The following is a 19984-nucleotide window of genomic DNA, read 5'->3' on the forward strand; positions in this document are numbered from 1 at the left end:
GTTTGCCCTGCAATTTCCCAGGAAAAGCGGGCGTTTCAGCCTTGACTGGCTAGGCGGCGGGCGAGGCCGGTGCCATCGTGATGCCTCGTATCCGCGGAGAGGAATCGGACATGAAGAAGGCTGAGCTTGCCGCAGAGGTGGCACAACAGGCGGACATCGACAGCAAGGCGGCTGCCAAGGCTGTCGACGCGACGTTCAACGCCATCATCGAGGCAATGAAGTCGGGCGACGAGGTTCGCATCACGAACTTCGGCGTGTTCTCGGTCGCCGAACGGCCCGAGTCCCAGGGGCGCAACCCGCAGACCAACGAGCCGATCACCATCAAGGCTGCCCGTGTTCCAAAGTTCAAGCCCGGCAAGCCGCTGAAGGACGCACTCAACGCTTGAGCCTCCCGCAAGGGAGCCTCGTCGGGTGGTCCCGCCCGGACGGTGCGCGGCTAAGGCGGACGTTGGGCGACGCCGGACGGCGGCGAACGACCCGGTACGGCGGCGCACCGGGCCTGATGTCGCCCCTAGCCGCTTGATCCGCGGAAACGGACATCCCGCCAAGCGGACCGAACGGGGCGAGCGCAGCACGTTCTCCGACGAGGAGATCACTGCGTCCTGAAGGAGCGCGGGCGGGCGCGGAGGCTGGCAGGTGCGTTGGAGCCTGCGCTGCCACGAGCTTGAAGTGCTGCGGGATCAACGTGAGGAGGCGGGCCTGGTTTGTTAGACCCGAGGAGGAAGGCACGTGACCCAAGCGGCGTCTCGCTGCCGAAAGGCTTGACGCCGCTCGTACCGAACGTGTCGACGCCAGCTGCGAAGTGGGGTCGCGCGCCTTCGCGCAACGTTGAAGTTGGAGCGACCGGCGGACCCGCACCGCTGGGCGGTCGGAGCCGAATGAAGATCGCGACCGCCCGAACCGGCCGCTCGACGGGCGCCGACGCGAACGGCTTAGGGGTTGGTCACCAAGGGGAGACGGTTTGGCGGCTGGCAGCGGGGTGGGGCGCTGCCCCGCAGACGCCAATAAGGGGTCAGTCGCGAAGCACGCCTTGCAGGCGCGGGGCTAAGGTTGCAAGTACGGGCGTGGAACCCTTGGCACTGCTGGCGATGCCGCCCGGTCCAACGCAAGCGTTGTTGGCTCGATGCCGTGCCGGACCGGGTCGCCTCTAACGGGCGCTTGCGGCCTCTCGCGAACGTCGACCTGCGCGCACGAGTGCGTGGCGCCGGTTGCCAACACCGCCTGAGCGCCGTACGGGTCCGGCGAGCTCGACCAGCACGTTGCAGCGCGGACGCCGCCGACGGCGATGCGTCGGCGACAACGTCACGAGCGGGAGTGGCGTCGTTGAAGAGGTGGCGACTGGCCGCCCGCGCGAAGCTGCGCAGGACGTCGCGCCCTACATGCCAGGTGAGGTGAGGCGGGCCGTTCTGCTTGGAAGCGCCTTCGCTTCGCGGAGGTGTGCTCGGTCTCTTTGGTGCGGCGAGCACGGCGGGAGGAAGCGGCGCGGGCACCGCTGGCTTCGATGCCTTCGACCAGCAGGCCGACGTTGCGTGCCGGCGGTTTGTCGATGACCCACGCCTTCGCCGGACCCAAGTTCGGGCGCCGGAACCCGCGCTCCGCATGTGCGAAAGGCCTCGCCGATCTCGGGCCGTCGAGGCGCCACGATGCGATGAGCCGGTCCTGGCGAAGCCGAGCCGTGAAGGTGCGTGTTTCCAGCGGGGGCGCGGGCGAGCTTGCGCGGCAACGCACGCTATGCCGAGCGCGGCCCTCCCGAGGCGAAACAGGTTTGTCTAACCGATGCAGATCAGCGAGGCCAACTCGAGCTCGAGCGGGCCTTCGCGCCAGGCCCGCGGACGCCCTGTGACGACCGCGCGCTCGTCTAGCAGGGATCGACGGCTGACCGTCCGTCGGCCGGAACGACGCGGGTCCGATCCGGCCCTCGCTGCGATCAGCGCCGGCATACGACCGAATGACGGGTCCTTTGCCCGACCCATACGATGCGAACCTGGCTCAGGCGGCCTGCTCGACCTCGGCCTCGGCTTCGACCTTCTCCTCCTGCACCGTCGCACCGGACAGGAACTGGCCGAACCCTTGCATGTCGGAGATGTTGTCGCTCATCACCTTGACGATGATGAGGATCGGCACCGCAAGGATGATGCCGGCGACCCCCCAGAGGAAGCCCCACAACGCGATGGACAGGAGGATCGCCACCGGGTTCAGCTCCAGGCGGTGCCCCAGGATGGTCGGCGTGACGAAGTGCCCTTCGACCGTGGTCAGGGCGAAGTAGGCGAGCCCCGGCAGCACCGCCCATTGCACCGTATCGTAGGTCAGGAGGGCGACGATGGTCGCGGACACGGTGCCGACCAGCGATCCGACGAACGGCAGGAAGTTGAGCAGGAACGCCGCGATCCCCCACAACGCTGGGCTCGGCATGCCGAGCAGCAGCATCGTGATGCCGATCGCACAACCGAACCCAGCGTTGATGATCGTGATCGTCAGGAGGTACTTCGAGACGACGGTCACGATGTTGTTGACCACGGTGAGGGCGCGCTTCTTGTCGGACATGCGCGGCGCGGCGTGGACGATCTTCTCGTAGATGAGCCGGTTGGTGACGAGCAGGAAGTACGTGAGCGCGATCGCCACCGCGAGGGTGGAGGCGACGCTGCCAAGGTTCGTCGCCGCCTTGTTGAGCAGCCCCGGCTGGCGCACCACGACCTCGGTGACCTCAGGGTCGGCGGCCGCGTTCGTGATCTGCTCGACCTCCTGGCTCGCCTTCGTGATCGACTCCACCGGCCCACGGAACTCGGACAACCTGTCCTGCAGCTTGCGGCCGATGGCGGGCGCATCATCGATGAAGGCGGTGAACGGCTGCGACAGGGTGACGACCGCGATGCCGATGGCGAGCGTCACGCCAGCGACAAGCAGGAAGGCCGAGAAGCCGGCCCACAGGCGTCGTTGTAACCATAGATTGATCGGCGTCAGCGTCAGCGAGATGATGAACGCCAGCACCACCGGCAGCACGAGGCTCTGCGCGTAGTCCATGGCTGCGAGGACGGCGAGCGTTGCAAGGGTGATGAGGGGCACCTTGACCCCGGTGCCCACCGCCACGGGGATCTTGTTGGAGGGTTCAGCTTCTGCGAGCGCGTCCTTCCCTTCAGCCATTCCAAACCCTCTCACACTGCCTTCAAACCGAGCACATCCCTCGACAACGCAGCGACAGGCGGCCGCGTTCGTCGTATGTGTGTGCGTCTCGGCCTCCGTAGTCGTGCGAGGGAGCCTCTCTTGGACGCTACGTCCCGACTGACCCCACTCAACCAGAAGCCTCGCCGCGGGCACGACACGCTGTCGCCGGATAAGCTACCCTACCACGAAAGGTTGCGCGGGCGGGCCGCTCGCAGCCCGGTGGAGGTCGGTTGGCGAGGCTGGTGGGACATCCTGATGCGGGTAGTGGACCGCGTCGGCATCGACAACCTCGGACTCATCACCGCGGGCGTCACCTTCTACGTGTTCCTCGCCCTCATTCCGGCGATGATCGCGGTCGTCACGTTCTACGGCATCATGACCGACACGGTGACGCTCGAGGCGCACGTCGCCTTCCTCAACGGCTACCTGCCGGACCAGGCCATCGCCTGGATTTCAGGGGAGATCGGACGCCTGACCAAGGCGCAGGAGGATGGGCTTACGCTGACCTTCCTGCTCAGCCTCGGCATCTCGTTCTGGTCCATGAATAATGCGGTGATCGCGCTGTTCGGGGCGATGAACGTCGCCTACGGGGAGATCGAGAAGCGTGGCATCATCGGGCTTTACCTCAAGGCGTTCGCGGTCACCATCAGCGCGCTCGTCATCGGCATCGTGATGGTCGGCGCCATCGTCGTCGTCCCCTTGATCTTCGGCGGGGTTGAGAACGGCCTCGACTACGGCGGCCGGCGGGTCACCGCACCGGCGCTGTTCATCCTCGTCGGGCTCGGTTCGGCCACGGTCTATCGCATCGGGCCGAGCCGCAAACCTGCCAAGTGGCGCTGGATCGCGGTCGGCGCGCTGACGGTGGCGGTGGGCTGGCTCGCCGCCTCGACGCTGTTGTCGTGGTACCTGTCGAACATCGCCAACTATGCCGCGATGTACGGCTCGCTCGGCACCATCATCGCCTTGATGTTCTGGTTCTACATCTCGGTCTACATCCTGCTCCTCGGTGCGGAGCTCGCCGCAGAGACCGAGCACCAGACGATGACCGACACCACCGTCGGTCCGGACGAACCGATGGGCACGCGGGGTGCCTACGTCGCCGACACGGTGGGACGCGCGTCGAGCGTCTAGCTGGCCGGAAGCTGTCCGCTCGCGCGTAAAGGTCGCAGCGGGCGCTCACGAACCCGGTATGACTTGCAACAAAACAAGGCGTCACCCGTTCCCATGGCGTTGACGCCAACCAGATCTAAGGGATGGGCATGGGGTACGGATGGGAACGGTCGGCGAACTCAGCAATGACCCGATCAACCTATGGGAGTCGGATCGCCGAGGCGGTGCCTCGTCGTCGGCGGTGCTGCAACTCCATCCCCAGGGTGAGCCGACGCTGATACGGCGATCGTCAGGGTCGGCTCTGAAGCCCTTCGGGCGCTTCAATCCCCGATCGACGAAATGGAAGCTATCGGATGACTGGGTCTGAAGAGACCGCCCTGCTGACGGTCGCCCTAGGGCAAGTGGGCGTCGCCACTGCGCTGATCATCTTCGCGATCGTCGGCGCAGGGTGGGCTGCTCGGTCCATGGCGTTCCTGGCAGCGTTGGCGGTCGGTGCTGGCGCGGCGCACGGCTGGTTCGTGCCGGCCGCAACGCAGGCTCCCGGCGCAGCGCTGACGCTTGGTGCGCCGATGCCGGGCGTCCTAGGGGGCAGCCTTGCGCTCCCACTTGCTGTGGTTGTGGCGGCCGCAGCCGCCGGCGCGGTCGTCCTTGCGCTCGTCGTCGGCAGACGGCGGCTCGCGCCCCGCGTGCGGGCGACGAGCGCGAGCGGCAGCAGGGAGCGCAAGCAGACCTTCGCAGCGGAGGCACGCAACAAGCGCCTGCTCGGCATCCTCCAGCGCGAGCACCAGAAGCTCCGCGACGTGAAGGAGATGCACCGCTACTTCGAGCTCGCGACGCGCAACTCGCAGATCACGGTGCTCTTCCAGGATCCGGACCTGCGATACCAGTGGGTGGTCAACCCGCGGCCGTCGCTGATCGGCGAGGGCATGATCGGCCTCACCGACGAGGAGGCGCTGCCGCCCGAGGTCCGGCCCCTCGTCATTGGGCACAAGACGCGCGCGCTGCAGACCGGCATGACGCAGACCTTCGAGGTCCAGGTGCCCGGCAAGGACGAGCGCGCCTGGTTCCGCATGGACGTGGTTCCGATCTCGGACGGCAAGCGGCTGACCGGCCTCGTCTGCACGGCGATCGACATCTCAAGGTCCAAGCGGCTCGATGCCATGCGCACGGACCTGTCGCGCCGGCTCGCGGAGACGCTCCAGCGCTTCAACCTCGCGCTGAGGTCGGAACGGATCATGGTGTTCAGCCAGGACACCTCCCTGCGCTACACGTGGGCGAACACCGACGAGACGCAGGTGGGCTCGATCATCGGACGCACCGACCTCGACGTCATCCCCGAGTCGGACCGCGAGCCCATCGTGTCGTTGAAGACGCAGGTCATCGCGACGCGGCGTCCAGCCTCCGGTGAGGTCGGCGTCGGCGACGGAGCCGATCGACGTTGGTACGACCTCCACGTGGAGCCGAACCTGCGGCCCGACGGCTCGGTGGCCGGCATCACCTGCGCGTCCGTCGACATCACGCACAGGAAGCGCAACGAGGAACAGATGCGCCTCGTCATGCGAGAGCTGACGCACCGAACCAAGAACCTCCTGACGGTGGTGATCGCGATCGCGCGCCAGACGAGCAACCAGGCGACGACCGTGGAGACGTTCGTGCCGGCGCTGATCGCGCGCCTGAGGGCCCTGTCGGCGGCGCAGGACCTCATCGTCGCCGACGAGTGGGCCGGTGTCGACATGGGCGACCTCGTCCGCGTCCTCGTCGGTCAGTTCATGCCGCCGCACTCGTCCCGGGTGACCGTCGCGGGGCCCCAAGTGGTGCTGTCGCCGGAGGCCTCGCAGAACCTCGGGCTCGCGATCCACGAGCTGGCGGCCAACGCGGTGCAGTACGGCGCGTTCGCCAACGCAAGCGGGACGCTGGAGGTCACGTGGGCCGTCACAACGTCGCCATCGGGCGAGGATCAGCTCGTTCTGACGTGGACGGAACGCGGCGGGCCGACGGTGAACGAGCCGACCCGGCGCGGCTTCGGGATGACGGTGATCGAGCGGAACCTGTCACGGGCGCTGGGCGCGAAGGTGAGCCTCGCCTTCGGCGCCTCCGGCCTCACCGCGTCGGTCACCTTGCCGCTCGAGGGCATCGTGCCGTTCGCGAGCCCGGACCGCATCCGCCTCGCCCAGGCGAGCTGAGCGGCGAGTTGCTGGCGGCGGCGCATGCACGACGGGCGGACAGCGGGGTGCGGCTCATTTTGGTCGCGTCGCGGAACGACACGTCTGCCGCCCGGCTTTTGCATAGGTCAACGACGGCGGTGAGGGTGAGGCTCGCACCGGTCGAACGAAGGAACGGCATCGGAGGCGAGGCATGAGCACCGACGAACACGAGATGGTGTGGAAGGAGATCAGCCGCATCGAGACCTGCATGATGGTCACACACGACGGCGGCGCGATGCGAGCGCGTCCGATGGTGGGGACCCCCGATCGCGGTGCCGACACGATCTGGTTCATCGCAAACCGGAAGGACCACAAGGACGACGAGGTCCTAGCGGACCCGCGCGTCTGCCTGACCTACGTCGACAGTGAGAAGAACACGTACGTGTCGGTGTCGGGCGAGGGAACGGTTTCGGAGGACAGGGCGAAGCTCAAGGAGCTGTGGACGACGTCGGTGGACGCCTGGTTCGAGGGCGGGCCTGAGGATCCCAACGCGATCCTCATCGCCGTCCGTCCCGAGATGGCCGAGTACTGGGACAACCCCAACTCGGACTTCATCGTCGCGCTCAAGATGTTGACCGCGTCGGTCACGGACGATGAGCCGGCCGACATCGGTGAGAACCGCAAGGTCAACATGGAATGATCGGCCGCTGCTGCCGCCGGTTGCGGTCGCCCCTTGTGGTCTAGTGACGGGGCATTCGACCCACCGGCTGCAGCACGCTGCGGGGTTTCGTCTCGACGTCCGATGCCGACCGACGACGGTTGCCCGAGGCGCGTGCAAGGGGCTGACGCGAAGTCGCTCGATCCGGCCCCGGCGATCCGCTGCGCTTCAGCGTCGTGAGTGTCGCGACGTCGTTGGGGGATGGTGGTCCCACCGCCTCTGTGGCGCACGGCTTGGCGGAGGCGGAGAAGCGCTTAAAGCGGGACCCAGCGGCACACCGTCGTGGTCCGTAGGCCTTGCAGAGGCTTGGGATAAATCACCCCCGGGCTTGATGGTGGGTGGGAGGCCGCGCCCGGACGTCCCGTCGCAACGAGGCTGCTGCCAGCCGCGAGTCGCGTGACAGTGTCGATCGACCGACCCAGCTCGATGCCGTCCCCTCCACGGACGTGGCAGCGGCCCATCAGCCACCAAGGCGCAAGGTCGATCCGTCGACCGCTAGCGGCCTTTTCTTTGTGACCGGAGATAGAAGGCGTGCTCGACACTGTGTCGGCGCTCGCCGGGACTGAACCGGTCGAGCAGCTCGCCGATGACGTTCCAAGGGTCGTCGCGGGGGTGCGGGCGCGGCGGCGGCGCAGCACGGTCTTGAGCTTGGCGGAGGCCTGCTCGATCGGGTTGAGGTCGGGCGAGTACGGCGGCGGGGACATCACCTTCCCACCGGCAGCAGCGACCGCCTTGCGGACCCCGGCGACCTTTTGCGCCGCGAGGTTGTCCGGGACAACGACACTGCCGTGGTGCAGCGAAGGCGCCAGGAACTGCTCGGTGTAGGCGAGGAAGGCGGGCCCGGCATCAGCCCCGACGGGACGAGCGGCGCGACGAGGCCGCCCATCGTGAGGCCGCAGACGAAGGTGGTGGCGCGCCGGTGGCCGTGCGGCACGGCGTCGACCACGCGCTCGCCCTTCGGCGCCAGCCGTAGAGCCGGGCCATCTTTGTGCTGGCGCCGGCTCGTCGATGAAGACGAACGCGTCAGGATCGAGAAGGCGCTGCCACAGCCGCCGGCGCCGGCGCTGGCGGGCGACGTCGGAACGGTCCTGCTCGGCCGCTTGTAGGACTTTTCTTGAGCGTGAGGCCGAGCCGGCGCACCGTCCGCCACGCCGCGCCGAGCGAGACGCCGATCCCGTGCACCTCGAGGAGGTGCCGGCGAAGGTCGGCGAGCGTTGCGTCCGGCCTGGCGCTCATGAACGCCTCGACCGTCCGCTCGTGGGCCGCGAGCTTGCGCGGCGGCCGGCCTCGGACGGTGCGCACGGCAAGCTCGCCGCTCCGCCGACGCTGGATCGGCGCCTTGTAGACGTCCGAGATGCTGACGCCGAAGCGCGGCGCCACCACCCGGACCGCGTCGCCGGCATCGACTGCCGCCAACACGCGGTCGCGCGGATCCTGGCTGTAGGCTCGCCCTCTCGTCCGATGCATTGCGGATCAGCCCCTGACAACGGTGATCCGTTGGTGCCCGACCTGCCCGGTCATGGGGGAACTGCGCTAGCGTCGGACTCACCGTGGCACCTGGCTGAACGCCCAACCAAGTCGTCGGCCCGGTCCTCGACGGGACCCATTGACGCGCCTCAACAGCGTAGAGCCGAGCGGGCTTGCCTGACCGCAGTTGCCCGCTATGCACCGCGATCCTGGGGCACCGGTCGGCGCCGATGCTACACGCTTCTGGCGATCGCGCACCGCTTGCCAAACCGAGTGCCGAGCCGTCCACGGAGGGCCGCCGTCGCGCCGACGGGCGTCACGTGGTCGGCAGGGGGGCCGTCGCGCTCCAATGCAGCTGCAAGGCACGGCGAGCTGTGAGGCTCCCGTCCGCATCGAGCGATCCGCGCGCCGTGCGGTGACGGCGGCTCGCGGTTCCCACCGATCTGCGTCGGCGGAACGCTCGGTCGCCCGCACCCGCGGCCTAGGATCGACGGCCATCGCCAAGCCTACGCCGAAGCATGGTGCCATCAGGGCGCTGCCACCCCGACGTCGACGGACGCAAGCACGCCGACACAAAAGCTCATTGCCTGATATTCGGTAGGCCGCAGGTGCCCCCGCCCGCGGGAGAGGTGGCGCCCATGGCAAGGCGCTTGCGACCGTCGTCGGCGACGCGATCAACCCTTACGTGCGTCGACCACCGAACGGCTGTAGTGGTCGGGTCCGTACTCGCTGCCCGACTGCAGGGCGAGGAGGTCGGCGAGGCGGGTGCGAGCCCGGTTGACCCGGCTCTTCACCGTCCCGACGGCGCAGCCACAAATTTCCGCCGCCTCGTCGTAGGAGAAGCCGGAGGCACCGACGAGGATCAGCGCCTCACGCTGGTCGGGAGCGAGCTTGGTCAGCGCCTCGCGGAAGTCGACCATGTCGAGGTGGCCGAGCTGCTCGGGGTGCGTCGCAAGGTTCGCCGCGAGCTTGCCGTCGGCGTCCTCGACCTCTCGGCGCTTCTTGCGGAAGTCCGAGTAGTACACGTTGCGCAGGATGGTGAAGAGCCACGCGCGCATGTTGGTGCCGGCCTCGAACATGTCGATGGACGCCCACGCCTTCATCAGCGCCTCCTGCACAAGGTCGTCCGCACGCTCCGCGTTGCCGCAGAGGCTGACGGCGAAGGCGCGCAGGTTTGGGATCTGACGAATGAGCTCGTCGCGCACGCTCATCGACGTTCGGTGCCCTCGGAGGGTTCATCGTCCCGTTCGTCCCGGTCGCTCGTCGCGTCGTCGAGCTTGAGCAGCAGCTCCACGAGCTTGTCAGGGATCGGCTCCACCAGAACGGTGTCGTATAGGTTGCGCAACTGCTTTCCAATCAACGACTGCATCGCGTCATCTCGGGAACCGTTGGGTTCGTCCTGGTTCGCCATCACTCAAGCATTGCCCATGGTGCCGCTCTTGTCTCCCATCACCCGCGGCACCGGCGGAGCCGACGCCGCCGCGGAGTGGCAGCACCACCGCTGCGCCCACGATGGATCGTTCGTACGCCCCGACCTGGAACGGTGCGGCATAGTCGATCGTTCCCATCCTCCACGACGGTACCGGGTCAAGCTGTCGCCAGCCGGTGGCCACAGTCCAGCCTCGTCGTTTAGACGATGGGGGCTTCGCCGAACCGCAGCATCGTTCCAAGGACGGACCATGTCGCTCGCACGAACCATCGCGCCCCACATCCCCTACCTGCGGCGCTTCGCCCGTTCGCTGACGGGCAGCCAGCCGAGCGGCGACGCCTACGTGGAGGCGGTGCTGGAGGCGCTGGTCGCCGACCCGTCGATGTTCGACGAGAAGATGCCGCCGCGCGTCGCGCTCTACCGCATCCTCATCCAGGTCTGGGACTCGGTGGACATCAACCACGACGTGGCGCCCCGCACTGCCGCGTTCGAGAAGCGGCTCGATGCGATGGTCCCGCAGGCCCGTCAAGCGTTTCTGCTGACGACGGTCGAGGGGTTCTCGCCGCAGGAGGCTGCCGCCATCTTGGGGACCGACATGGCCGGCGTGCGAAGCCTCATCGACGAGGCCGGCCAGTCGATCGCCGAGCAGGTGGCAACGAACGTCCTCATCATCGAGGACGAGCCGATGATCGCCATGGACCTCGAGGCGCTCGTCGAAGGCCTGGGGCACGAGGTCGCCGGCATCGCGCGCACGCACACCGAGGCCGTGGCTGCGGTGAGGGAGCGCCGCCCCGGCCTCGTCCTCGCCGACATCCAGCTCGCCGACGGCTCGTCCGGGCTGGAGGCGGTGAACGAGATCCTCTCCTCGATCACCGTCCCGGTGATCTTCATCACCGCGTACCCGGAGCGCCTCCTCACCGGGGAGCGGCCGGAGCCAGCGTTCCTCATCACCAAGCCGTTCGAAACCGAGACGGTGAAGGCGGTGATCAGCCAAGCGCTGTTCTTCTCCGGCGCATCGGAGGAGGCGGACGACGACGCCGGTAGAGGGGCGGCGGAGCACCCCATCGCCTGACGGCGGGTTCGTCCGGTCGCGGCGCCGTCGGCGGTCGAGGGGCAACGGAGGCACGGCTCCGGGCCCCAAGGCGAGGGCACGTCCGCTGGAGGGCCCGAGGGAGGCGAGCCGCTGGCCATTTGGCTGGCCTGCCTGACGCGGGCCGCGGAGGCGGATCGCGCCGGGCCCGAATAGCTCGTGGCGCTACAACCCCTCCGCCCACCGCACGTAGGCATCGACGTCGAACTTCCGCTTCAGTCCACTCGCGGTCATCGTGCGAACCTTGCCGTAGACGTCGCGCTCGGGCCAGCCGCGGTCGTGCAACCCGAACAGCCACGACACGTTGGCGTAGGAGTTCGCGTCTCGACCATCGAGGAAGTACTTGTTGTTGAGCTCGAGCGTCGTCGTGTAGGCGGCCTTCGGCGACTTGCTGTAGGCGATGATCCGCTTGCCCCAGTACATGCGCATGTAGTTGTGCAGGTAACCGGTCAGCCGCATCTCCCGCATCGCAGCATTCCAGTAGAGATCGTCCGTCCTGCCGGCCTCGAGCTCACGCCGTGTGTAGGTTCGAGCCCGCTCGTCGCCCTTGTGCTCCTCCAGGGTTTCCCGTGCCCAAGCGGGGAGGCTTTCGTAGGCGTCGTAGCGCTTGTTGTAATGGACGAAGTTGATGGCGAGCTCGCGGCGGACGAGCATCTCCTCGATGTAGGCGTCCTTGCTAGCGTCCGCCGCCTGCGCCTCGGCAACCCGATGGTAGACCGTGAGCGGTGAGATCTGGCCGAGGTGCAGGTAGGGGCTGAGCACCGAGACGTGACGGTGGACGATGTCGGAGCGCCCATCGCCGTAGGCGTCGAGCTCCTCGGTGATGAAGGTCCTCAAGCGCTCGGCGGCGCGCGAAGGGCCGCCCTTGGTGTGATCCACCGGCGCAACGCTCGCGTCACAGCCGAGCTCTTCCACGAAGCTCGCGACGTCGTCGAGGGCAAGGTCCTCCTTGGAGGCGAGCCCCTTCGCCTTCGTCTTCAATGCAACCGTGGGGGGAAGGTCGAGGTAAGGCGCCTTGGCCTTGTGGATCCTGGGTCGCAGGGTGCGCGCGGCAGACTCCTGCTTCTGCGACGCCGCCTCCACCGGGACGATCGCCTCCCCCTCCACCATCTCCATGAGGCAGCCGCACTCGTGGGCGACGTGGCCACGCCACTCCACGAGGTGGCGGAGGTAGCCTCGATCCGTGACGACGACCGCAGCGTCCCGGCCGACCTGTGCGGCGACCTCCGCAGGGCTGCCCCGACGCAGCGATGGGTGCGCCCCCCGGGTTCTCAGGGCAGCGAGCGTCTCCTGGAGGCCTTCCAGCATGAAGGTGAAGTGCCGCGCGTTGCCCTCCGGGTAGGCAGGGTCGACGACGAACAGGACGAGGAGGGGGAGCTTCAGGCTGTTGGCCCAGATCACCGCGCGCTCGAGCGCCGGGTTATCGTCCGCGCGCTGGGCGTGCTCCATCCAGTAGAGCACGTAGCGGCCATCGTTGCGCGGCCTGCCGTCGTTCAGCAACGAAGTCCGCCGCTGCAGCGCGTCAGACACGCCGGCACGTCACGCTTGTGCGACGCTGACGCTGGGCATGAAGGCTCGCCACATGCTTGCGTGAAGCGCGCGGTTGGAATAGAAGGGGAACACAAGGCTCATCGCCGGAACCCAACCAGGGTGGGTAGCGTTTGTTGGTCCGATTGGGAAGCAAGTCCGCTCCAATGGATGTGAAGGTGGGGTGCTAGTCTCTGACTTGCGGCATCGCTGCAACACCTCCAGCTTGGAGCGGAGGCGCGGCTCTGGCGACTGAGTAAATGGCCGCAGGTCAGCATTGCGCGGACCCCGGTTCGCTGGAAGGAGAGCTCAAGTGTCGATGTTCGGCCGATCCGCAGTGGTTGCGTTGGTGTTCACGGGGTCCGTCGCTGCCGCCGCCTACGCGGCGCAGGACGCCCGGTTCTACAACGGCGTCACTGGCATGGTCGGCGACCTGACGCGCAGCGTCGAGCTGGCGAGCGACATCATGTCTGGTGACGCTCACCTCGCCGATCCATCCGGCGGTCGTATGGCGAAGCAGGACGTGGAGCGCATCGCCTCCTCCTCGGTGGTCACTCATGTGGAGGTGGTTGGCGGCGGAGCGACGCAGCGCATCGTGCTGCTCGACCCCAACGGCGAGGAGGTGTTCACGCACGATCCCGAGGCCAACACGACGATCATCGCCAAGGACGTCGTAATTCCCTCCATCACCGTTCGCGACGGGCCGAATGAGATGGCCGAGCTGCGCGTCGTGACCGCAGCCGAAGTCGTCGAGGCGCCTGTGGAGCTCAAGCAGGCTTTGTTGTCAGGGGATAGCCCCGATCTGTTCTACCGCGAGGACCTCTAGGTTCTGGCCCAACCGGACCCGCCTGCAGTACGCTAGGGGTTAGGCGCGACACACCCCCTCCGCGTCACCCGTCGCCGGCGATCCATCCCGTGATGGTGTGGCTCGGTCGCAGCCTGGTCCGATCGAAGGCTTCGTGCGAGTCGCACCGCGCTCGGCAGCGGCGGCTCGGGGCAGGTCTTCCCCCCCGTGCTGCGGGGCAGGTTTCCCCCCGTGCTGCGAGGCCACCGGACCCCACGCATCGAAGGGTTCGGCCTCGCCGCCCTCGGACCGGTGGACGTCGCAGGGCGAAAACCGGCTGACGGCGTCATGGCGTGCAGGGTCAAAGCGAGTAAGTAGGACCGGAGCGACCCCGCCGCCGACGCTGAGGGCGTCGTTGCCCTTCCGCCGGCGTGTGCTGTGGCACCTTCCGTGTTGCCAGCGGTGGGGGGCCAGGCCTAGGTTGACACGTCGCGACCGCGGCGCGTCCCACCCGCTCCATCGGCAGGCGTCGTGTTCGTTCCCGTCCTCATGCTGGCGCCGTTCGCCTTCACCACCGGCTCCCTCGCCTTCGTCGGCGTACTCGAGCCGATGGCCGACAGCCTGGGCATCACGGTCGCCACGGCCGGCCAGCTGCAGACCGCGTTTGCAGTCGCCACCGCCGTCGGCGGCCCGGTGCTGGCGGCCTCCACCCGCGCGCTGCCGAAGAAGCCGCTGCTCGTCGCCGTGCTCGTCGTGCTCGCCGCCGCCCACGCGCTGTGCGCGGTGACCTACGACTTCCGCGGCCTCGTCGGGCTGCGCGTCGCCGCCGGCTTCGTCGGGTCCCTGTCCCTGCCGCTGGCGACCGCCATCGCCGTGGCGTCGGTGGCGCCGCACGATCGGCCGCGCGCCATCGCGACGGTGTTCGCCGGCGTCACGCTCGCCTTCCTGGTGGGTGTCCCGTCCGGCAGCGTCGTCGGCGACACCCTCGATTGGCATGCCTCGTTCTGGCTCGCCTCGGTGGTCTCGGCGACGGCGGCCGTTGCGATCGCGCTCGTCGTGCCGCGAGCCGAGCCTGTCCCGGCAGCGCGCGCGCCGCTCGCCATGGTGTTACGCTGGCCGCTCATCGGCTACCTGGCGCTCACGTTCCTCAGCTTCTGCGCCACGTTCACCACGGTCGCCTACATCGGTCCGGTGGTCATGCGCCTGACAGGCTTCGGAGGGAGCGCTGTGGGCGCGGTCCAGGTTTGCGTCGGCCTCGGCGGCATCGTCGGGCTCGTGCTCGGGGCAAGGCTTGCCCAGCGTCGCGGACCGGTCCTCGCGATGCTCCTCGCGGGGACCATCCTCGCGCAGGCGATCTTCTCGGCAGGGATGCTGTTCTCCGGCTCCCCATGGACTGGCGCCATGCTCGTCGTCGCTGCGTCGCTGTTCGGCTCGACGGCGCTGTTCTCGATGAACCCGATCATCCAGATGCGGCTTGCCGATGGGGCCGGTCCCGCGGCGACGCTCGCCTTTGCACTCAACGGCTCCATGGTGTTCCTCGGGCAGGGCGCCGGGGCGGCGCTCGGCGGGCTCGTGACGAGCGGGGCGGGCCTCGCCTTCGTCGGCGTCGTCGGCGCGGCGGTCGCAATCCTTGCCGCGCTCCTGTCGCTGCCGGTGACGCGGGCGCCGCTTGGGCCCGCGCGATGAGCCAGCTCGGCGCGCACACGGTCCTGTCGTTCGACTGCTACGGCACGTTGATCGACTGGGAGAGCGGCATCGTCGAGGCGTTGCACCCGCTGACCGACCGGCTGAGCGAACCTCCCTCGCGCGATGAGGTGCTGGAGGCGCACGCGCGGTTGGAGTCGGCGCACCAGGCGCTGACGCCGGCCCGACCCTACCGGGACATCCTCGCCACCGTGTACCGCAGGCTCGCCGAGGGGTGGCGCCTCGAAGCCTCCCATGAGGAGGCGGAAGCCTACGGCCGGTCGGTGGCGAGGTGGCCCGCGTTCCCCGACAGCGCGGCGGCGTTGCGCCGGCTGAAGGCGCGCCACCGCCTCGTCATCCTGTCCAACGTCGACAACGCGAGCTTCGCGGGGAGCGCAAGGGTGCTCGGCGTCGCGTTCGACGCGGTCTACACCGCCGAGGATGTCGGCAGCTACAAGCCCTCGGCCGCCAACTTCGCCTACATGCTCGCGCGCCTCGCCGAGCGGGGGGTGGCGCCCGGCGACGTCCTCCACGTGGCCGAAAGCCTCTTCCACGACCACGTGCCGGCGACCCGGCTGGGGCTCGCCACGTGCTGGATCCACCGCAGGCACGGGCAGGAGGGCTTCGGCGCCACCATGGACCCGGGCGAGCGCCCGCGCGTCGACCACCGCTTCACCTCGATGGCAGCGCTCGCCGACGCGCTCGCGCCTAGTACATGAACTGCTCGGCGAGGATGCGCTCGTCCCACGAGTGGTCCGGGTCGAACATGATGATACAGGCGGCATCCGGGTCCTCGCGCACCTCGACCTTGGCGACGTTGCGGATCTCCACCGCGTCCGCGGCTGCCGCGATGGGGCGCTTGCGCCGCTCCAGCGCCTCGATGCTGACGTGGACGTGGAGCGGCAGCAGCGCGCCGCGCCAGCGACGCGGTCGGAAGGCCGAGATCGGCGTCAGCGCGAGGAGCTGCGCGTTGATCGGTAGGATCGGCCCGTGGGCGGAGAGGTTGTAGGCGGTGGACCCAGCCGGCGTCGCGATGAGGATGCCGTCGCAGATGAGCTCGCGCAGCCGCGGGCGCCCGTCCACCAGGATGGAAAGCTTGGCCGCCTGGTGGGATTGGCGCAGGATCGACACCTCGTTGATCGCCTTCGCCTCGAAGACCTCGCCATGGGAGGTGGTGGCGCGCATGGCGAGGGGTCGTATGGTGGTGATGTGCGCTGCGGCGATGCGCTCGTGCAGCCCCTCGACGGCGTACTCGTTCATCAGGAAGCCGACCGAGCCCCGGTTCATCCCGAAGGTCGGCTTGCCGGACGACATGAACCTGTGCAGGCAGGACAGCATCAGCCCGTCGCCACCAAGGGCCACGATGACGTCCGCCTCGTCGGGATCGGTGGCGCCGTAGTGTTCGGCGAGGGATTGGGCGGCGCTGCGAGCCTCGTCGGTCTCCGCCGCGATGAAGGCGAGCCGGTCATGGGCCGCGGTTCGGCCGGCGTCGGAGGAGGGCATGTCGGGCTCGGGTCGGGTGGCGCGGCGGCTCCCCATCATCACGGCTTGCCCGGACGGGTCAACCTCGAGCCGGAGGCGGCCCTTCGCTCGCCGCCCGGCTCCCTAGCTTTGTCGGGCAAGCCGAGGAGAGGTAGCGATGGTCACGCGCGAACAGGTCATGGCGGCGTTGGCGGGCCTGGCGACGCCCGAGGGCGGCAGTGTCGCCACCTCCGGTCGGGTGCGGTCCCTGGTGATCGACGAGGGGCGCGTCGGCGTCGCGCTGGCGTTCCCCGATCCCCCCGCCGCGGAGGCGGTCCGCCGGGCCGCGGAGGAGGCCGTGCGGCGGCTTGAGGGCGTCGACGAGGTCCTCGTCGCCATCGTCGCCGACGATCCCGACGTCAGCTCGGGTGCGCAAGGGGCCTCCGACCCTCAGCCCTCGCGGGAGGGCCTCGTGCAACGGGCGCGTCGCCTCGTCGGCCGCGGCGACCGCGAGGCTGCTCCGCGACCTCAACCCGTGGCTCGAGCCCCCGGATCGAACGCGCCCGCCGCACCAGCGCGCCGCCCGGCCGACGCGCTGACAAGTGTCGAGCGCATCGTCGCGGTGGGGTCGGGCAAGGGCGGCGTCGGCAAGTCGACCGTTGCGGCGAACCTTGCCGTGGCGCTCGCTGCGACGGGCTGGCGCGTCGGGCTCCTCGATGCGGACATTTTCGGCCCATCGGTGCCGACGCTGTTCGGCGGCCAGGAGTTCCGGCCCACGGGCGCGCTGACGCCCCTCCTCGCGCACGGCGTCCACGCCATGTCCATCGGCTTCCTCGTCGACCCGGGCAAGGCTGTGGTCTGGCGCGGACCGATGGTGACCGGGGCGCTGATGCAGCTGGTGCGCGACACCGAGTGGGGCGAGCTTGACCTCCTCGTCATCGACATGCCGCCGGGGACCGGCGACATCCAACTGTCGCTGGCGCAACAGATCGCGCTCGACGGCGCGGTGGTGGTGACGACCCCTCAGGACCTGTCGCTCATCGACGTGCGCAAGGCGACGGCGATGTTCGCTACGGTGAACGTTCCCATCCTCGGCGTCATCGAGAACATGTCGACGTTCGTCTGCCCCCACTGCGGCGAGGCTACGGAGGTGTTCGGCCACGGCGGCGGCGAGCGCGAGGCGGCGGCACAGTCCGTGGCCTTCCTCGGGCGCATTCCGCTGACCCGGACAATTCGCGAGGCGTCTGACGCGGGCGTGCCGGTGGCAAGCGATCCGTCGACCCCCGACGGCGCGGCCTACGCGGCGATCGCGGCGAACCTTGCCTCGGTGCTCGCCGGGGCCGAGGCGAAGCCGTTTCCCGAGATCGTGTTCGAGTAGGTCGGCCGGGCCTCCAGGGGCCCTGGCCGATGCTGGCGAACTCGCCTGCGTAGGACCGCGCGACGGTGCGCGTCGAGGGGCACCTTGCGCATGGAGTCTGCCTCGCTCGGACCTCAATGCGTGGATGGGCGCATCACGCGGGCGCGGCGAAGCCGAGCGCCTCGCGGAGGTGGCGCTTCAGCACCTTGCCGTTGGCGTTGCGCGGCAGCGGGTCGGAGCGGACGGTAAAGCTCTCGGGGCGCTGGTAGTCGGCAAGGACCGCCGCGCAGGCGTTCGCGAGGGCGCAATCGGTGACGGCGCCGGGGTCGGCGCTGACGACGGCGTGGACGCGCTCTCCCAGCACGTCGCAGGGCTTGGCGAGCACCGCCGCCTCGCGCACGCCGGGCACGCCCTGGAGCACGCCCTCGACCTCGGCGGTGTACACCTTGTAGCCGCCGCGGTTGATCATGTCCTTCTTGCGATCGTGGACGTAGACGAACCCGTCGACGTCCTTCGAGCCGATGTCGCCCGACCGCCAGTACCCGCCGACGAACTCGCGCACCGTCGCCTCGGGGGTCCCCCAGTAACCCGGCACCACCATCGGACCGGCATGCCACAGCTCGCCCGCCTCGCCGGGGCCGACCTCGCGGCCGTCCTCGTCCATGACGCGCACGTCCGCCCCCGGGACGGGGAGCCCGACGCTGAGCCGGCGCCGCGCCGTCTCGCGCGCCGGCATGATGGTCACCGGCGAGGTCGTCTCGGTGGCACCGTAGGCGTTCATCAGTTGAAGGTCCGGGAGCGCCTCGGCGAGCCGGCGGATGGTCGGTTCGGGCATTGGCGCGCCGCCGTAGCCGCCGATGCGCCAGGCGCACAGGTCGTAGTCCGACAGCTTCGCGCGTTGCAAGAACAGGGTGTACATCGCCGGCACCAGGACGCCGAAGGTCATGCGCTCGTCCTGCGCCATCGCGAGGAAGCGCGCCGCGTCGAATTGGCGATCGACGACGACCTTGCCGGCTCCGCTCACCATCGTGTGGATGCCGGCCACGAGGCCGGTCACGTGGCTCATGGGCACCACGATGATCGTGGCGTCGGTCGGGGTCAGCGCGTACGCCGTCCTGAAGGTCGTCGCCGAGTGGACGAGGCCGAGCCCGGTGAGGATCGCGCCCTTAGGACGGCCCGTCGTGCCCGAGGTGTAGAGGATCGTCGCGGGCTCGTCCTCGTGCACGGGGACAGCCTCATCGAGGCCGGGCCGAGCCTCCAGCTCGCCGTAGGGCGCGAAGCCGGCCGCCGCTCCCACGGCGAACCGGTGCTTGAGCTCGGGCGCCTCGGCCAGTGGCGGGGCGACGCCGACGAAGTCCTCCTCGGTGACGAGGAGCGCCGCGCCGGAATCGACCAGCGCGTGCCGGACCCCGGTCGTCTGCTCGCGCACGTTGATGGGGACGCCGATCGCGCCGAGGCGGGCGATGGCGTAGGTGAGGGCGACGAACGGCACGCCGTTGCCGAGGAGGAGCGCGACGCGCGTGCCACGCCCAGCCCCGTGCGCGGCGAGCCCTCCAGCGAGGCGCGCCACGAGCGCGTCGAGGTCGGCGTAGCTGAGCCGGGCCTCGCCGTGTACGACGGCCTCGCCGTCGGGGTTCGCGGCGACCGCGCGCGACAGCAGCGCGTGGACGTTCGCCGGGCGCTCGGGGCGGCAGCGAACGAGGCGATCGTGGTGCCGTTCGAAGCGCAGCGCCTCGTCCCACGCGGCAGGACGATCCCCGCTCACCGCATCGCTCGCCGTTGCGGACGGGCGCCGATCCGAAGGTCCGGGACACGCGACGGACGACACCGAGCGGCTCGCGGTGACACGCCTTCCTCCTTGGAAGGTCCGCGGCCCTAAGGTCCGCACGTTCGTCAGCGATCTCGCGTCGCCTGGGCTCGACTGTCGGACACGCGCCGCATGCCTGTCAATCGACCGCGCTCCACCCGATCGTGGCAGCCCCCGTCATCTGCCCTCGCGGTCCGGACGACGACTTTACCGAGGCGGGACGAGCGCGTACTTGGAGGGATCAT

17 protein-coding genes are annotated in these 19984 nt (G+C 69.1%); 9 read left to right on the plus strand and 8 right to left on the minus strand.

What is annotated here, in order from left to right; genetic code table 11:
• The first annotated feature begins 110 nt into the window (after positions 1 to 110).
• The gene (locus ACOOE8_RS14020; protein ID WP_420392061.1) at positions 111 to 386 is read left to right on the plus strand and encodes an HU family DNA-binding protein; all 276 of its coding nucleotides are present in this window, start codon (positions 111 to 113) and stop codon (positions 384 to 386) included.
• 1603 nt (positions 387 to 1989) lie between these two features.
• On the opposite strand, the gene ACOOE8_RS14025 is transcribed toward ACOOE8_RS14020, so the two are convergent.
• Positions 1990 to 3141: an AI-2E family transporter gene (locus tag ACOOE8_RS14025; RefSeq protein WP_420392062.1), complete on the minus strand. Its 1152-nt coding sequence runs from the start codon at positions 3139 to 3141 to the stop codon at positions 1990 to 1992.
• Positions 3142 to 3261: 120 nt separating this feature from the next.
• Between ACOOE8_RS14025 and ACOOE8_RS14030 the strand changes: the two genes are divergently transcribed.
• The 3 genes from ACOOE8_RS14030 (at position 3262) to ACOOE8_RS14040 (ending at position 7116) form a co-directional block, all read left to right on the plus strand.
• Positions 3262 to 4293, plus strand: coding sequence for a YihY/virulence factor BrkB family protein (locus ACOOE8_RS14030; protein WP_420392063.1), 1032 nt, complete (start codon positions 3262 to 3264; stop codon positions 4291 to 4293).
• A 332-nt stretch (positions 4294 to 4625) separates the two neighbouring features.
• Entirely contained in the window at positions 4626 to 6455 is a 1830-nt protein-coding gene (locus tag ACOOE8_RS14035) for a sensor histidine kinase (protein WP_420392064.1), read from the plus strand.
• 172 nt (positions 6456 to 6627) lie between these two features.
• On the plus strand, positions 6628 to 7116 hold the full coding sequence (locus ACOOE8_RS14040) for a pyridoxamine 5'-phosphate oxidase family protein (RefSeq protein ID WP_420392065.1): 489 nt from the start codon (positions 6628 to 6630) through the stop codon (positions 7114 to 7116).
• Positions 7117 to 7388: 272 nt separating this feature from the next.
• Here the strand turns inward: ACOOE8_RS14040 and ACOOE8_RS14045 are convergent, their stop codons facing one another.
• The 4 genes from ACOOE8_RS14045 to ACOOE8_RS14060 form a co-directional block, all read right to left on the minus strand.
• Positions 7389 to 8183 carry a transposase gene (locus ACOOE8_RS14045; RefSeq protein WP_420394713.1) on the minus strand — a complete coding sequence of 265 codons (795 nt, stop codon included), beginning with the start codon at positions 8181 to 8183 and terminating at the stop codon, positions 7389 to 7391.
• Positions 8158 to 8550: a hypothetical protein gene (locus tag ACOOE8_RS14050; protein WP_420392066.1), complete on the minus strand. Its 393-nt coding sequence runs from the start codon at positions 8548 to 8550 to the stop codon at positions 8158 to 8160. The genes ACOOE8_RS14045 and ACOOE8_RS14050 overlap by 26 nt, the downstream gene beginning before the upstream one ends.
• A gap of 725 nt (positions 8551 to 9275) precedes the next feature.
• Positions 9276 to 9812, minus strand: a complete 537-nt coding sequence (locus ACOOE8_RS14055) for a sigma-70 family RNA polymerase sigma factor (protein ID WP_420392067.1) — start codon at positions 9810 to 9812, stop codon at positions 9276 to 9278.
• Positions 9809 to 10012, minus strand: a complete 204-nt coding sequence (locus ACOOE8_RS14060) for a NepR family anti-sigma factor (protein ID WP_420394714.1) — start codon at positions 10010 to 10012, stop codon at positions 9809 to 9811. The genes ACOOE8_RS14055 and ACOOE8_RS14060 overlap by 4 nt, the downstream gene beginning before the upstream one ends.
• Positions 10013 to 10280: 268 nt before the next feature.
• Between ACOOE8_RS14060 and ACOOE8_RS14065 the strand changes: the two genes are divergently transcribed.
• Positions 10281 to 11102: a response regulator gene (locus ACOOE8_RS14065; RefSeq protein WP_420392068.1), complete on the plus strand. Its 822-nt coding sequence runs from the start codon at positions 10281 to 10283 to the stop codon at positions 11100 to 11102.
• A 183-nt stretch (positions 11103 to 11285) separates the two neighbouring features.
• Here the strand turns inward: ACOOE8_RS14065 and ACOOE8_RS14070 are convergent, their stop codons facing one another.
• Positions 11286 to 12650 carry a deoxyribodipyrimidine photo-lyase gene (locus ACOOE8_RS14070; RefSeq protein WP_420392069.1) on the minus strand — a complete coding sequence of 455 codons (1365 nt, stop codon included), beginning with the start codon at positions 12648 to 12650 and terminating at the stop codon, positions 11286 to 11288.
• Positions 12651 to 13068: 418 nt separating this feature from the next.
• Here ACOOE8_RS14070 and ACOOE8_RS14075 point away from each other — a divergent pair, with 418 nt between their 5' ends.
• The 3 genes from ACOOE8_RS14075 (at position 13069) to ACOOE8_RS14085 (ending at position 15833) form a co-directional block, all read left to right on the plus strand.
• On the plus strand, positions 13069 to 13473 hold the full coding sequence (locus tag ACOOE8_RS14075) for a hypothetical protein (protein ID WP_420392070.1): 405 nt from the start codon (positions 13069 to 13071) through the stop codon (positions 13471 to 13473).
• A gap of 489 nt (positions 13474 to 13962) precedes the next feature.
• Positions 13963 to 15117 carry an MFS transporter gene (locus tag ACOOE8_RS14080; protein WP_420392071.1) on the plus strand — a complete coding sequence of 385 codons (1155 nt, stop codon included), beginning with the start codon at positions 13963 to 13965 and terminating at the stop codon, positions 15115 to 15117.
• Positions 15114 to 15833 carry a haloacid dehalogenase type II gene (locus ACOOE8_RS14085; protein WP_420392072.1) on the plus strand — a complete coding sequence of 240 codons (720 nt, stop codon included), beginning with the start codon at positions 15114 to 15116 and terminating at the stop codon, positions 15831 to 15833. The genes ACOOE8_RS14080 and ACOOE8_RS14085 overlap by 4 nt, the downstream gene beginning before the upstream one ends.
• Here the strand turns inward: ACOOE8_RS14085 and ACOOE8_RS14090 are convergent.
• Positions 15823 to 16617 (minus strand): NAD kinase, encoded by a 795-nt coding sequence (locus tag ACOOE8_RS14090; protein WP_420392073.1) that lies wholly within the window; start codon positions 16615 to 16617, stop codon positions 15823 to 15825. The two genes, ACOOE8_RS14085 and ACOOE8_RS14090, sit on opposite strands and share 11 nt — an antisense overlap.
• Before the next feature lie 136 nt (positions 16618 to 16753).
• Between ACOOE8_RS14090 and ACOOE8_RS14095 the strand changes: the two genes are divergently transcribed.
• The gene (locus tag ACOOE8_RS14095; RefSeq protein WP_420392074.1) at positions 16754 to 17953 is read left to right on the plus strand and encodes an Mrp/NBP35 family ATP-binding protein; all 1200 of its coding nucleotides are present in this window, start codon (positions 16754 to 16756) and stop codon (positions 17951 to 17953) included.
• Positions 17954 to 18086: 133 nt separating this feature from the next.
• Here ACOOE8_RS14095 and ACOOE8_RS14100 read toward each other — a convergent pair whose 3' ends face one another.
• The gene (locus ACOOE8_RS14100; protein WP_420392075.1) at positions 18087 to 19697 is read right to left on the minus strand and encodes a class I adenylate-forming enzyme family protein; all 1611 of its coding nucleotides are present in this window, start codon (positions 19695 to 19697) and stop codon (positions 18087 to 18089) included.
• Positions 19698 to 19984 lie beyond the last annotated feature (287 nt).

Source organism: Acuticoccus sp. (genome assembly GCF_965213555.1).
Lineage (GTDB): Bacteria > Pseudomonadota > Alphaproteobacteria > Rhizobiales > Amorphaceae > Acuticoccus.